Source organism: Mycobacterium sp. 852002-40037_SCH5390672 (assembly GCF_001665875.1).
Lineage (GTDB): Bacteria > Actinomycetota > Actinomycetes > Mycobacteriales > Mycobacteriaceae > Mycobacterium.
On sequence record NZ_LZTA01000049.1, the window covers coordinates 39,076 to 52,754 of the forward strand.

Sequence of the window (13,679 nt, forward strand, 5' to 3'; positions counted from 1 at the left end):
GAAGCAAAAGCGGCACAAGTGATTTGGCTACGCGACCGCCGCGGTCTCGGCGTCGGCCACCTCGGCAGCGGCGCGCTCGCCGGAGCGGATCGCGCCGTCGATCCACCCGCACATGATGGCCGAGCTTTCGGTTCCGGCCCAATGGATCCGGCCGCAGGGCTCGCGCACGGTGTAGCCGAATTCGGTCATCACGCCGGTGGGGGCGTGGCTGATCATTCCGCCGCCGGAATAGCGCTCGGTGGTCCAGTTCTGCAGGTGAAATTCGCGGGGTGATTTGGCCTTGCTGCCGAACCGATCGATGAGTTCGCCGATCAGGATCGACCGCTGTTCGGCCTCGTCGAGCCTTGTCAGCCGGCGGGCGGCGCGTCCCTCGGTGACGACGCACATGATTCCCGGGTCTCCGGTGTCCGTGCAGGCGTCGATGGTCAGGGTGGCCGGGGATTCCGGCGCGGCTGACTGACCGGAGAATCCGTCGTCCCGCCAGAACGGCTCGTCGTAGAAGATGGAGGTCTTGATGACCGCGCCGCTGGGCATGCGCTGGTGCAGAAATGCCCGGTCCACCGGGAGCATTGGCTCATAGAGGATCGAGGTGGCGATCGCCAGCGGGATCGCGACAATGACTCGGCGCGCCCGGACCGTCAGATCGGCCGCGCTGATTGTCACACCGTCGGCGTCCTGGGTGATCTGCCGGACCGGCTGCGAGAGGTGCAACGCGTCGCCCAATGCGTTCACCATCGGGCGGTGCAGTGCGGCCATCCCTCCAACAGGGCGGGCATCTTGGGAGCCGCCCTTGCCCGAAATCGCGAAGTTGAGTCCGCCCGCCGACGCCGTCTGCAGCAGTCCCCACAGCAACGACGTCTCAGACGCTGCCGAGGTGTACAGGCCGGCGAAGGCCATGTCCAGCATTTCGGCGGCCTCCTTGGAGATGGAATTCTTTTCAATCCATTGCCCGATGCTGATTCGGTCCCACTCCTGGGCCTTCTTCGCGTCCCACGGGGCTTCGTGCGGAATCTCTTTGCACATCTTCTCGATGGCGGCCAAACCGAGGCCAATGTTGGCGACCGCCCACGGGCTCATGGTCCACGGAATGGCGCCGCCGTAGCGGTGTTTCTTACCGCCGACGATCATCATCGCGTCGCCGTCGTTGTGCTGTTTGTACTCCGGGACGCCGAACTCATGCATCAGCGCATAAATCCGGTCCTGGCCGGGTCCGATCCACGCGCCGCCGCGATCGACCCACGTGCCGTCCGGTCGCGTCTCGGTGAAGGTGCGGCCACCTACCCGTTCACGCGCCTCCAGCAAGGCCACCGAATGACCCGCCTGTTGGAGCCGCAGGGCGGCCGTCAAACCGGCGAATCCCGCTCCGACCACGCAACAATCGACCTCAGACACGGTTGGCTCCTCAACCTCGCCCACCCCAGCAGCAAACTACACCGACCGTGCGCCGGTGGTGGCCGGTTAATGCAGATTTCCGCGCGTGTTCGCGCTGCCGGAGGGCCTCGGGTGTCGGGTCGGGCGACCGGTGATCCCGCCGGAGAATTTCCTACGACAGAAATGACTCGGCCGCGGGGCGAAGGTTTCTTGCCCACGGTTGCAGCACGCACGCCTAGAACACGTTCTAGTCTGTGAAACCATGGGATTTCTGAAGCCCGAGCTGCCGCAGCTCGACATGGCCGAATGGAACAAGGGCACCCGTAGCGACAAGATCCGGCCGATGGCCGAACACTGGGCCGAGGTCGGTTTCGGCACGCCGGTCGTGCTCCACCTGTTCTATGTCGTCAAAATTCTGCTCTACATCCTCGGCGCGTGGCTGTTCGCGTCGGCCACCAACGGCCTTGGCGGGTTCACGCACGTCGCGTCGTGGTGGTCGGAGCCGATCGTGTTCGAGAAGGTCGTGCTCTACACGATGCTCTTCGAGGTGGTCGGGCTGGGATGTGGCTTCGGGCCGTTGAACAACCGGTTCTTCCCGCCGATGGGTTCGATTCTGTACTGGATGCGGTTCGGCACCATCCGCCTACCACCATGGCCGGATCGGGTGCCGCTCACCAAGGGCACCAAGCGCAAGCCGGTCGACGTCGCGCTGTACGGGCTGTTCGTACTGTTCACGCTGGCGGCGCTGTTCGCCGATGGCACCGGACCGATGCCCGAATTGGGCACCACGATCGGGCTGCTGCCCGCGTGGAAGATCGTGCTGATCCTGCTGCTTCTGGCGGTGGTCGGTCTGCGCGACAAGGTGATCTTCCTGGCCGCCCGCGGCGAGGTCTACGCGACCATGGCCGTGACATTCCTTTTCGGTGCGCCCGACATGCTCGTCGGGTCCAAGGTGGTGTTCCTGGTGATCTGGATGGGCGCCGCGACCTCCAAGCTCAACAAACACTTTCCGTTCGTGATCTCCACGATGATGTCGAACAACCCGCTGGTGCGGCCCCGCTGGCTGAAACGGCGCTTCTTCGAGCATTTCCCGGATGATCTGCGTCCCGGACGCCTGTCCCGCGGGCTGGCGCACCTGAGCACCGCCATCGAGATGTTGGTGCCGTTACCGCTCTTCTTCTGTCACGGCGGCTGGCCCGTCACAATCGCCGCCGTCGTGATGGTGTGTTTCCACTTGGGGATCCTCGTCTCGATTCCGATGGGCGTGCCGCTGGAGTGGAACGTCTTCATGATCTTCGGGGTGCTGTCGTTGTTCGTCGCACACACCCACATCGGGCTGCGTGACCTGAAACACCCGGTGGTGGTGGCAGTACTGTTCGTCGTCATCGCCGGAATCGTGCTGTTGGGCAACATGTTTCCGCGCAAGATCTCGTTCCTGCCCGGGATGCGTTACTACGCCGGCAACTGGGACACCACATTGTGGTGCATCAAACCCTCGGCCAACGACAAGATCGGCCGGGGCATCGTGGCGATCGCCAGCATGCCGCAGGCCCAGCTGGAGCGGTTCTACGGCAGCCCGGAGGCAGCGCAGATCCCGATCTACATGGGATATGCGTTCCGCGGCTTCAACACTCACGGCCGGGCGCTGTTCACGCTGGCGCACCGCGCGATGGCGGGCCAGAACGAGGACGACTACGTCATCACCGACGGCGAGCGGATCTGCAGCACCGCGATCGGCTGGAACTTCGGCGACGGCCACATGCACAACGAGCAACTGATCGCCGCCCTGCAGGAGCGCTGCCACTTCGAGCCCGGCGAGGTCCGCGTGGTTCTGCTTGACGCCCAACCGATTCACAAGCAGACGCAGGCCTACCGGTTGGTCGACGCGGCGACCGGTGAATTCGAGCGCGGCATCGTCCGGGTCGCCGACATGGTTGTCCGCCAACCATGGGCCGACGACGTTCCGGTCGAACTGGTCTCGGACCGGACGTCCGACGTCACGCCAGAGTGACGGTGAAGCCCGAGCGCCACGCCGGCGTGACGCTCGGGCTGACGACAAGGGTTAGACGCCGGCGCGGACCTGCTGGGCGGCGGCAACCATGTTCTTCAGCGACGCGCTCACCTCGTCGGAGTTGCGGGTCTTCAACCCGCAGTCGGGGTTGACCCACAGTCGCCCGGCCGGCACGGCGCGCAACGCCGCCCGGAGCGACTCGGCCATCTCGTCCGTGCTCGGCACCCGCGGCGAGTGGATGTCGTAGACCCCCGGGCCCACGCTGTTGGAGAAGCCGATCGCGTTCAGGTCGTCCAGCACCTCCATGTGCGAGCGTGCCGCCTCGAGGGACGTCACGTCGGCGTCCAGGTCGGCGATGGCCCCGATCACCTCGCCGAATTCCGAATAGCACAGGTGGGTGTGGATCTGGGTGGAGTCCGCGACGCCGGAGGTGGCCAAGCGGAAAGACCCGACGGCCCAACGCAAGTAGTCCTCCTGGTCGGCGCGACGCAGCGGCAGCAACTCCCGCAGCGCCGGCTCATCGACCTGGATGACCGCGATGCCCGCCGCCTGTAGGTCCACGGTCTCGTCACGAATGGCCAGCGCCACCTGGTAGGCGGTGTCGGCCAGCGGCTGGTCGTCTCGGACGAACGACCACGCCAGGATCGTGACCGGCCCGGTCAGCATGCCCTTGACCGGCTTGTCGGTCAGTGACTGCGCGTATTTGGCCCATTCCACCGTCATCGGGTGCTGGCGGATCACCTCACCGAAGAGCACCGGCGGGCGCACGCAGCGGCTGCCGTAGGACTGCACCCAGCCGTTCTTGGTGGCGAAGAAGCCGTCCAGCTGCTCGGCGAAGTACTGCACCATGTCGTTGCGCTCCGGTTCGCCGTGCACCAGCACGTCGATGCCGAGGTCCTCCTGCAACTTGATGACGTCGGCGATCTCCTGCTTCATCCGCCTCTGGTACTCGGCCTGGTCGATCTCGCCGGCGACCAGCGCGGCGCGGGCCTTGCGGATCTCGACGGTCTGCGGGAACGACCCGATGGTGGTGGTCGGCAGCGGCGGCAGCTGCAGCCGCGCCTCCTGGCTGGCCCGTCGCTGGACCGCGTCACCCCGGTGCGAACCCGACGCGACGATGGAGTCGATGCGGGCCCGGATGCGGTCGTTGTGCAGCCGCGGATCCTTCTTGCGGGAGGCGACGGCCGCGTTGGAGGCCGCGATCTCGTCGGCGACGGCGTCGCGGCCCTCGTTCAGCGCGCGGGCGAGCGTCACCACCTCGGCGACCTTCTCCCGTCCGAACGCCAGCCAGCTGCGCAGCGCGTCGTCCAGGCCGGTCTCGGGCTCCAGCGAGTACGGCACGTGCAGCGTCGAGCAGGACGTCGAGACCGCCACATGGGCCGCCGAGTCCCGCAGGATGGCCAGCTTGCCCAGCGCCGACTCCAGGTCGGTGCGCCAGATGTTGCGCCCGTCCACGACACCGGCGACCACGGTCTTGCCGGCTAAGCCGGGCGCCCCAAAAACAGAAGCCACCGCGGTGTCGGCGCCGTAGACCAGGTCGACACCGATCGCCTCGACCGGTGTGCGGGCCAGCCCGGCCAGGGAGGCGCCGGGGTCACCGAAATAGGTGGCGACGTAGATGGCCGGCCGGTTGCTCACCGAGCCGAGCTTGTTGTAGACCGCCTCGGCCAGCGCCGGCGCATCGGGGGAGATGTCGGTGACCAGCGCGGGCTCGTCGAGCTGGACCCACGTGGCACCGCCGTCGGCAAGCAGCGACAAGAGCTCGGAGTAGATCGGAATCAGCTCCTGCAGCCGCTCGATCGGTGCGCCACCGCCGTCGACGGCCTTGCTCAACAGCAGGAACGTGACGGGGCCGATGACCACGGGGCGGGCCGGAATGCCCTGTTCGAGAGCCTCTTTCAGCTCCGAGAGCACCTTGTCCGGATTGAGCGAGAACGTGGTCGAGGGCCCGATCTCGGGAACGATGTAGTGGTAGTTGGTGTCGAACCACTTGGTCATCTCCAGCGGGGCGACGTCCTTGTTGCCGCGCGCCGCGGCGAAGTAGCGGTCCAGATCGTCGGCAACCTGCGCGGCGCGCGCCGGCAGGGCGCCGAGCATGACCGCGGTGTCGAGCACCTGGTCGTAGTAGGAGAAGGTGTTGACCGGCACCGAGTCCAGTCCGGCGTCGGCCAGCCCCTTCCAGGTGTCGCGGCGCAGTGTGGCGGCGACCTTTTCCAGATCCGATCGGCTGGTCCGGCCGGCCCAGTAGCCCTCGGTGGCGCGCTTGAGTTCGCGCTTCGGACCGATGCGTGGCGAGCCGACAACCGTTGCGGTGAATGCTTGAGGGGTCACGATATTCGTCCTTCAATCGACGTGGTGGTCACCGCCGGCGGACGTGCAGTCGATCCGTCAGCGGTGCGTACCCGAGTACCAACCGCAACGGCTGCAGCCGAACGCCCATTCCTCGAGGCGATGAGCCGCCGGACGCGGCGCGCCCGGCACAGCTGGCAGGTCTCCGGACTCGCAGGCGTGCACTCGATGGTGCTCCTAATGGCCATCGCTTCCCGGTCTGGTGACCAGTGCTGTTGACGGCGGTCGTTCCTGCATACCGTTGCGGGACAGTCCCGGATTCCCACCGGGTTCCCTCTTACGAAGCGTTACTAACGCTGCTCCGTTCGATGCCGGCGCCGCGGGCGCGGCGACAGCAGACCAGCTGCGACAAGCAGTTTAGTCAGCCCGCCAGCGCCTCGGCGATCGGGATGTCGCCGTTGTTGAATTCGATGGTCCGCCGGATGGTCGAATCGTCGGCCAGCGCGGCGGCGGCGACGAGCGCGACGTCGGCGCGGGACACCTCACCTTTGCCGCGTCCGACGACGATCCGGCCGGTCGCCGGTTCCAAGGTGAGCCGGCCCGGCCCCAGCACCGTCCAGTCCAGGGCGCTGTCGCGCAGGTGGGCGTCGGCGGCGGCCTTCGCCTCGGCATAAGGGAAAAACGGATTGTCTTGGGGCACACCGTGATCGGGGCCCGCACCGAAGTAGGACACCATGACGAACCGCTTGACGCCCGCCTGTCCGGCGGCGTCGATCACCCGGATCGCCGCGTCGCGGTCGACTGCGTAGGTCCGCGCCGGGTCGCCCCCGCCCGCCCCGGCGGAGAAGACGACCGCGTCGTGCCCGGTCACCAGATCGGCCAGGGCGTTCGTGTCGAGCCGTTCGATGTCGGCGACCACCGGCTCGGCGCCGGTGGCGGCAACATCGTCGGCTTGCTCTGGATTGCGGAAGACCGAGCTCACCTGGTCGCCGCGTTCGGTCAGATTACGGGCCAGCTGCAGTGCGACCTTGCCGTGCCCGCCGAAGACGATGATGCGTGCCATGTCTGCGACGGTACCGACGTCAAAGTTTGACCCGCCCCATGATGATGTCGATGATCGGCTTGCCCGGCGGGTAGGCGTTGGTGAGCGATGCCATCGTGTGCCCGTAGTCGACCAACAGCGTGATGCCGCTGACGCCGAACGCGGCGGCGCTGTTGAGGAACGCCATCACGTCGCCCATCTGCTCCGGGGTGTGCACCTTGGAGCCGGTCTCGTCGCGGTAGTCCTGCGCGAAGGTCAGCCACAGGTCGGCGTTGGATTGGGCCAGCGGGGTGTCGGTGGGACCCGGGCAGATCGCGTTGATCCGAATGCCCTTCTTGAGCAGGGGATAGCCCTGGGTCGCGACGTAGGCGTTGACGACCTTTTTGGAAAAGCCGTAGTGGATGATGCCTTCGGCTTCGTGCGCCTTGACCCACTCCTGCGCCGACGCGAAGTCCGGCGTGGCCAGGAACTCGGTCAGCAAGTCCAGGTCGCTTTCCCAGCCCATCCCGGCGACCGAGGAGATGAAGCAGATCGCCGAACCGGAGGGCAGCTGGTTCTTCTCGAGCAGGCGTTCGATGAGATGGCGGTGGCCGAGGAAGTTGATCGCCATCAGGTCGGTGGTGCCGTCGGCGATGCCGGCGGCCGAGAACACGGCGTGGATCGGACCGTCCAGCTGTTCGAGCGCGGCGTCGATCGACGCGGTGTCACGCAGGTCGACCTGGATGGACTTGGCGACGTCGTAATTCACCGGCGCGTAGTCCATCACGATCACTTCAGCCCCCAGCTCGGCCGCTGACTTGGCCGCGGCGGCGCCCATGCCAGTCGCGCCACCGACAACGAGAGCGCGCTTGCCGTCGTAGCGCAACCGATCGACAATGGTCATGGAAATCCCCTTCTCGGATAATGCCAACGCGGTTCTAACTGCTCAACTGTATGGGTAACAGTTATTTGGTTCAATACCGGGGCCACTTATTCAGACTTACGTGCCGCGGACCGCGACGCCGCGCAGAACGGTGTCGCGAGCGTGCACCAAACCCGCGCGGGTGCCGACGTCTCGCAGGATGTTCTCCGGTATCCACTGCAGGCCGACGACACAGCGGGACAGCATCGCGGTGGACGGTGCGTCGACCCCTATCTCACCCGACCGGATCCCCTCGGAAAGAAGCGTTTTCATCTGCCTCAGCCGCGTGGCGTAGAGCCAACCCGGGTTGGGCGTGTCAGGCGGTGATTGGCGCATCCAGGCCAGCTGAATCCGGAACTCGTCGGAAAACCGGTCGAGCGCGTTGACGTTTACCCAGCTGAGCGCGTCCAGCTTTTCGATCGGTGTGGCATCCGCGCGCAGGACGTTGACCCAGCCCGCCTCAACCTTCCTGCCGAAGGATTCCATGATCGACGCGAGGAGTTCGTCCTTCGATCCGATCACCCGATACACCGTCCCGGTGCCGAGGCCGGCCGCCGAGGCGATGTCCCTGATGGTGGTGACTTCATATCCCCTGCGACCGAATTCGGTTCGTGCCACCGCACGCACCGCTGCCGCTTTGTCGCTCGGGTCCGCATCACTGTCGTCGGACCAGGTCGCGATGACGTCATCGGCGGCGGTGAAGGCTTTCGACCGGTCCAGCGCCGAGTCGGTTGGTGGCCGAGTCGCCAAGCCTTGCAGAATGATTCGGCACAACAGTCCGGCCACCTGGTCGGCGGGAGATTTGTGGCGCATGACATCAAGCCCGACCTGCAGCATGGTTTGGCAGATCCGGTCGGCCAACGTCGGCAGGTCGATGTCGGGTTTGATGTAGCCGCTCCAGCGGGCGGCGCGCAGCGTCTGCAGCATCGCCTCCTGTATCGCCACGGGCCGTTGCTGGGTCAGTTTGATCAGTTCCGGATCCGTACTCGGCCCCTCATAAAACGACATCTGCAATGCGGCGCGGTGTTCGACCGCGCAGTTGGCGATCGCCGACCCGAGTTCGATGATCTGTTCGGCGACCGGGCGTGAGTCGGGTTCATCCAGTCTCGCCTGCGCCGATCGCCCGATGCGCTCCAGGTCGTCCTGATAGCGGCGGATCAGCTCGACGAGGATGGCCTCTTTGGACTCGAAATGGTGGTACAGGCTGCCGGGAAGAATGCCGGCGGCATCGGCGATCTCCTGTAGCGACGTCCGCAATCCCGAGGATGCGATCAATGACGCCGCGGTGGCGAGGATCTCGGCGCGGCGCGTCGGAGAATCGGCTGTGCTGCTGGCCCGCAGTGACTCGGCTTTCGCCATGGTCAGCGGTGTGCAAATCCGGACGACTGCGGGGTTGCGAACATTCGCATTCGTCCTCTCTTTGCCGAACCAAATCTTTGTTAGAGGCTATCAGACTGCGCGCGATGAATGCGCTGCACAAAGCGGTGAAAGCCCATTCTAGAGCGAGTGTCGCCGGGGCCGACGGGCGTGTCGAGGTCGAGTGACTTACGAGCCGAGGGGGTCGCGGTCTGTAGGTACTCGATCTCCGTCACCGACGACCTCTCTTGGCAAGGCGCGCACCGAGTCCGGTGAGGTACTGGTCGGGTCCACCGAGAAACGCGCTCCAGCTCAGCAGGCGTTTGAGGTAGAGGTGAGCGTCGTGCTCCCAGGTGTAGCCGATCCCGCCGAACACCTGGATGGCGGTGTCACCCACGGTGGCCAGTCGGCCGGCGAACGCCTTCGCCCGCAGCGCGGCAAGATGCCGCTCTTCACCGGATTGACCGTCGGCTCCCGCAAACGCGTCGCTGGCCCACAATGCGTGGATCACACCGCTGCGGGCCAGCTCGACGGTCTCGTACATGTCGACACACAAGTGTTGGACGGCCTGGAAGGAGCCGATCGGATGGCCGAATTGTGTTCTGGTTTTTGCATATTCGACGGCGAGGTCCATGATGGCGCGCGCGGCGCCGAGCGCGTCGGCCGCCGCGGCGATCAGCACGTCGTCGATCACCGCCGACAGGTCGTCCGTGGATGCCGTGCCCAGTCGTTGCGCGGATGCCGCGTCGAACGTGACGCGGAATCGCTTGCGGGTTTGGTCGATACCGTGCTCGGGCGCGACGGAAACTCCGCAGGCATCGGTTCGCACGGCGAAAAGTGCAGTGCCGTCGGCATCTTCCGCGACCACGAGCAGAACATCGGCGGCCGCGGCGTCGGGCACACCGGTGATCTCGCCTTGCAACACGATTGCAGCGTCGTGCCGGCTCGCGGTGACCGGGGCATTGGTCGAATCCGGGAAGCAGACGGCGGCCACCATGGTGCCGGCCGCGATGCCGCGCAACAACTCCGGCGCGATGTCGTTGGTGCCGAGTCGGGTCAGTGCCCGTGGGGCGGCCACTGCGGTCGACAACCACGGACCCGGATGCAGCGCGGCGCCAAGCTCTTCGGCAACGATGCCGGCCTCGACCATGGTCATGCCGGCGCCGCCGTACTCCTCGGGCACCAGCAGACCGGTGGTTCCCAGATCGGCAAGACCGCGCCACACCGCCTCGTCCGTGCCGGCCGGATCGTCGAGCAGCGCCCGCACATGTTGCGAAATCGGTGCCTTCTCGGCGAGGAAACGCCGCGTGGTATCGCGCAGCGCCACCTGCTCGTCGGTGAGTTCGAGGTTCATTGGCGTGGCAACCCCAGCACCCGCTGCGCGGTGATGTTCTTGTTGATCTGAGTGGTACCGCCCGCGATGGTCAGCGACCGTGATGTCAGACGGTAGTTCGCCCACGGCGCGCCGACCCCGCGGGTACCCAGCGCGTCAAAGGCCAGCGCGGCCAGGTCCTGGCCGATCTCACCCCACACGGTCTTGGCAAGGCTGGCCGATCCCAGCGCATCACCACCATGCATCGTGGCCGAGATCGACCGCTGACACAGGACCTCGAGATATTTGATGCGGACGGCGATTTCGCCGAGACGCCGCAGTGTCACGGGATCTTCCAGCGACCCGGTGTCGGCCGCGGCGAGATCGTTGACCAGCTCTTCGAGCCGGACCTGCATCTCCGCGTACAGCCTGGCGGCCCCGGCACGCTCGTGGCTGAGCGTCGTCGTGGCGACCTGCCAGCCGGCATTGAGCGGCCCGAGCAACGCGTCCGCCGGCACCCTCACGTCGTGAAAGAACACCTCGGCGAAATCGGCGTCGCCGTTGAGCGTGACCAGCGGGCGGACTTCGATGCCCGGCAGCGTCATGTCGACGATCAGGCAGGAGATCCCCTTGTGCTTGGGCGCGTCGGGATCGGTGCGCACGTAGAGCTGACACCAGTCGGCCCGATGCCCCAGCGAGGTCCAGATCTTCTGGCCGTTGACGACGAAGTCGTCACCGTCTGGCACGGCGCGGGTGCGCAGCGCGGCGAGATCGGACCCCGCTTCGGGTTCCGACATCCCTTGGCACCAGATGTCGTCGGCGCGCATCATGCGGGGGAGCAGTGTGAGCTTCTGGGGTTCGGTGCCGTATTGCATGATGGCCGGCGCGATGTTGTTCAGCCCGATGACGTTGAGCGGCATCGGAGCTCGCGCTCGGGTGGTCTCTTCGGTGTAGACGAGTTGTTCGAGCACCGTCGCGCCGCGCCCGCCGTATTCAGGTGGCCAGGACACGGCGGCCCATCCCGCATCGGCCATCGTCGCGTTCCACGCGCGAAGCATCTCGAACGCGGCGTCGTCGCGGCCGGTGGACCGGCGGGCCGCCACCAGCTCGTCGGTCAGGTTCTCCGACAGCCAGTCACGTAGCTCGATGCGGAATTGTTCCACGTCCGCCGGGTAGGAAAAGTCCACGTTTCTCTTGTCTTTAGCGTCTGAAAACCCTGTGACCAAGCCGGACTCTACGGTTGAGCAGATAGTTGGTCAATGACGTTGGCCGCCATGCGCGACGCCGCGAGTGGTGCCACCGGCCCCCTGGATTTCGTCGACCGCATCGTCAGCGACGCCTCTGTCCGCACCGTCGCCCCGCATTGGGTCGCCGGGGTCGTTGGCCATCACCGCCGCACCGCGGCGGGCCTGTTCCAACGCGTACAGCCGACCGAGTCCGCGACCGGCCCCGGTCACCACCGCCATCCGGCCGGTGAAGTCAATCATCGTGTGCTCCTGACTCATTGACTGCTGTGCAGCCGGACTTTACGGTGGAACAGATATTTGGTCAACAAGTCGGAGGTTGAACGTGGGGGACGACCCCCGGGCCGGCCGGGTGCAGGGACTCGGCATGCTCGCCTCGGCACTCGCCGGTCGGGCGGTGGCGGTCGTCGAACTGCCGCCGGGCGAGCCCGCCTGGACGGACGGCCAGACCATCTATGTCGATGCCGCACGGACCCGCTCCCGGCTCGAGTCGGTTGCCGTGCAGGCGTCGATGATCGCGGCCGGCAGCCTGGATCCCGACGTTGTGGGCGCCTTGGTCCGCCACCCGCGGGTGGCCAGACGCTATCTGGCGGTCGAGGGTCACCGCGCCCTGGTGAGCAACGCCGAGCTGCTGCCGGGCGTCTTGGCGTCGGTCGGCGACCGCGACATCGCCGGTCGCAGTGACTCGCCCGCGACGTCGCTGAGGATCGCCTCGGGGCGCGCGACGATCCCCGGCGCACCACCGGAATTCGGCGTGATCCGCGCGGCCAAGGTGATGGCCGCGTCCGCCCGGGCGGCCGAGCAGCACGAGCAGACCGACGCCCAGCACGTCCCGCGAAACCCGCATAACCCAGGCGGCACAAAGGAACTCGAGGAGCTCGACGACGGCGAGGTTGACGACTCCGACGATCCCGACTTGTTCACCAGCCCGGTCGGAGGGGGCGGATTCATCGGCAAGTGGTTGAAGAAAATGCTCTCTTCAAAAAGGAAGGAGTCGCGCAGGCGTGGCGGCGGCCCGCCCGGTGCCGACAACCCGACCCACCGCACGAACTCCGGCAAGCGCGGTGTGTTCGCCGTCGCATCGCTGGCGTCGACCTCCGGCGACGACGACGGCGACGCCGATCACGATGGGCAAACCGCAGCGGACGGCGTGAAGTATCCGGAATGGGACGTCGCGCGCAAGAGCTACCGGCCCGCGTGGTGCACGGTGCGTGAGGTCGAGCCACAGATCAAGGCGTCGGCCACCCAGGCCATCGACGACGCCGTCGGCGTACGGCGGCCGTTGTCGCGGCTCGGCATGGGTCTGCACCGTCGCCATCGACAGTCGCAGGGCGACGACATCGACATCGACGCGGCCGTGGAAGCCCGGGTGGAAGTGCGGGCCGGGTCGGTGCCCGACGAGGCCGTGTACCTCGACAGCCTGCGGCGTCGACGAGACTTGTCGGTGCTGCTCCTGCTCGACGTGTCCGGCTCGGCGGCCGAACCCGGAACCGCCGGGCGAACGGTGCACGAACAACAGCGTGCGGCTGTCGCGAACCTGACCGTGGCGTTGCACGACCTCGGTGACCGAGTCGCGCTGTACGCCTATTACTCGCAGGGGCGACGCGCGGTGACCGTGGTGCCGGTGAAGCGGTTCGACGAGCAGCTGAACGCCCAGGTGATCAGGCGGCTCAACAGCCTGGAACCCGGTGCGTATTCACGCCTCGGCGCGGCGATCCGTCACGGCTCGGCGACCCTGGAGGCACGCGGCGGTACGGCACGGCGGCTGCTGGTGGTGCTCTCCGACGGACTGGCCTATGACCACGGCTACGAACGGGCCTACGGTGCCGCGGACGCGCGCCGCGCGCTGACCGAGGCCCGCCGCCGGGGGACCGGCTGCGTATGCCTGACGATCGGCGCCGGTACCGACGTGCAGTCGCTGCGCAGAGTGTTCGGCAGCACCGCGCACGCCACGGTCGCGCGCCCGGATCAGCTCGCCGGGGTGATCGGGCCGCTGTTTCGCTCCGCATTGCGTTCAGCGGAAGTTCGCCGTCGGGTGTCGGTGATGCCAAGTGCCAGAACACAGTTGGTGCGCGAGAGCTCCGGCGCCGCCCATCGGGGCACTTGAAACAAACATCTGTTCCGGTTAGGCTCCAATCGCCGGAGGTAGCAGA

At 66.7% G+C, this 13,679-nt stretch carries 9 protein-coding genes, 2 pseudogenes and 1 riboswitch; of the genes and pseudogenes, 2 read left to right on the forward strand and 9 right to left on the reverse strand.

What is annotated here, in order from left to right; all coding sequences use genetic code 11:
- Window positions 1-27: 27 nt before the first annotated feature.
- Window positions 28-1,392, reverse strand: coding sequence for an FAD-dependent oxidoreductase (locus A5782_RS08735; RefSeq protein WP_067098107.1), 1,365 nt, complete (start codon window positions 1,390-1,392; stop codon window positions 28-30).
- Window positions 1,393-1,633: 241 nt separating this feature from the next.
- Between A5782_RS08735 and A5782_RS08740 the strand changes: the two genes are divergently transcribed.
- A complete protein-coding gene (locus A5782_RS08740; RefSeq protein WP_067097980.1) occupies window positions 1,634-3,382 on the forward strand; it encodes a DUF3556 domain-containing protein in 1,749 nt (582 codons plus the stop codon).
- 51 nt (window positions 3,383-3,433) lie between these two features.
- Here the strand turns inward: A5782_RS08740 and metE are convergent, their stop codons facing one another.
- The 8 genes and pseudogenes from metE to A5782_RS08775 all read right to left on the reverse strand — a co-directional run.
- A complete protein-coding gene (gene metE / locus A5782_RS08745; protein WP_067097983.1) occupies window positions 3,434-5,713 on the reverse strand; it encodes a 5-methyltetrahydropteroyltriglutamate--homocysteine S-methyltransferase in 2,280 nt (759 codons plus the stop codon).
- Window positions 5,714-5,849: 136 nt separating this feature from the next.
- A riboswitch (cobalamin riboswitch) is annotated at window positions 5,850-6,041 on the reverse strand.
- 51 nt (window positions 6,042-6,092) lie between these two features.
- Complete coding sequence (locus A5782_RS08750; protein ID WP_067097989.1) at window positions 6,093-6,734, reverse strand: SDR family oxidoreductase; 642 nt, start codon at window positions 6,732-6,734, stop codon at window positions 6,093-6,095.
- A 19-nt stretch (window positions 6,735-6,753) separates the two neighbouring features.
- Window positions 6,754-7,596, reverse strand: coding sequence for an SDR family oxidoreductase (locus tag A5782_RS08755; protein WP_067097992.1), 843 nt, complete (start codon window positions 7,594-7,596; stop codon window positions 6,754-6,756).
- Window positions 7,597-7,692: 96 nt separating this feature from the next.
- Window positions 7,693-8,973, reverse strand: coding sequence for a TetR/AcrR family transcriptional regulator (locus A5782_RS08760; RefSeq protein WP_067097995.1), 1,281 nt, complete (start codon window positions 8,971-8,973; stop codon window positions 7,693-7,695).
- Between the two features lie 143 nt (window positions 8,974-9,116).
- Window positions 9,117-9,206 (reverse strand): annotated as a pseudogene (locus tag A5782_RS26755) (nitroreductase); the annotation flags it as partial.
- A complete protein-coding gene (locus A5782_RS08765; protein ID WP_067097998.1) occupies window positions 9,203-10,324 on the reverse strand; it encodes an acyl-CoA dehydrogenase family protein in 1,122 nt (373 codons plus the stop codon). The pseudogene A5782_RS26755 and the gene A5782_RS08765, both read right to left, overlap by 4 nt.
- A complete protein-coding gene (locus A5782_RS08770; protein WP_067098001.1) occupies window positions 10,321-11,469 on the reverse strand; it encodes an acyl-CoA dehydrogenase family protein in 1,149 nt (382 codons plus the stop codon). The genes A5782_RS08765 and A5782_RS08770 overlap by 4 nt, the downstream gene beginning before the upstream one ends.
- A 105-nt stretch (window positions 11,470-11,574) precedes the next feature.
- Window positions 11,575-11,769: pseudogene (locus tag A5782_RS08775) on the reverse strand (short-chain dehydrogenase); the annotation flags it as partial.
- Between the two features lie 82 nt (window positions 11,770-11,851).
- On the opposite strand from A5782_RS08775, the gene A5782_RS08780 reads away from it, so the two are divergent.
- On the forward strand, window positions 11,852-13,633 hold the full coding sequence (locus tag A5782_RS08780) for a nitric oxide reductase activation protein NorD (RefSeq protein WP_067098010.1): 1,782 nt from the start codon (window positions 11,852-11,854) through the stop codon (window positions 13,631-13,633).
- Window positions 13,634-13,679 lie beyond the last annotated feature (46 nt).

Coding starts and splice junctions, on each gene's coding strand:
- A5782_RS08740 (WP_067097980.1), top strand. CDS start 1,634: ATGGGATTTCTGAAGCCCGAGCTGCCGCAGCTCGACATGGCCGAATGG.
- A5782_RS08750 (WP_067097989.1), bottom strand. CDS start 6,734: ATGGCACGCATCATCGTCTTCGGCGGGCACGGCAAGGTCGCACTGCAG.
- A5782_RS08755 (WP_067097992.1), bottom strand. CDS start 7,596: ATGACCATTGTCGATCGGTTGCGCTACGACGGCAAGCGCGCTCTCGTT.
- A5782_RS08760 (WP_067097995.1), bottom strand. CDS start 8,973: ATGGCGAAAGCCGAGTCACTGCGGGCCAGCAGCACAGCCGATTCTCCG.
- A5782_RS08765 (WP_067097998.1), bottom strand. CDS start 10,324: ATGAACCTCGAACTCACCGACGAGCAGGTGGCGCTGCGCGATACCACG.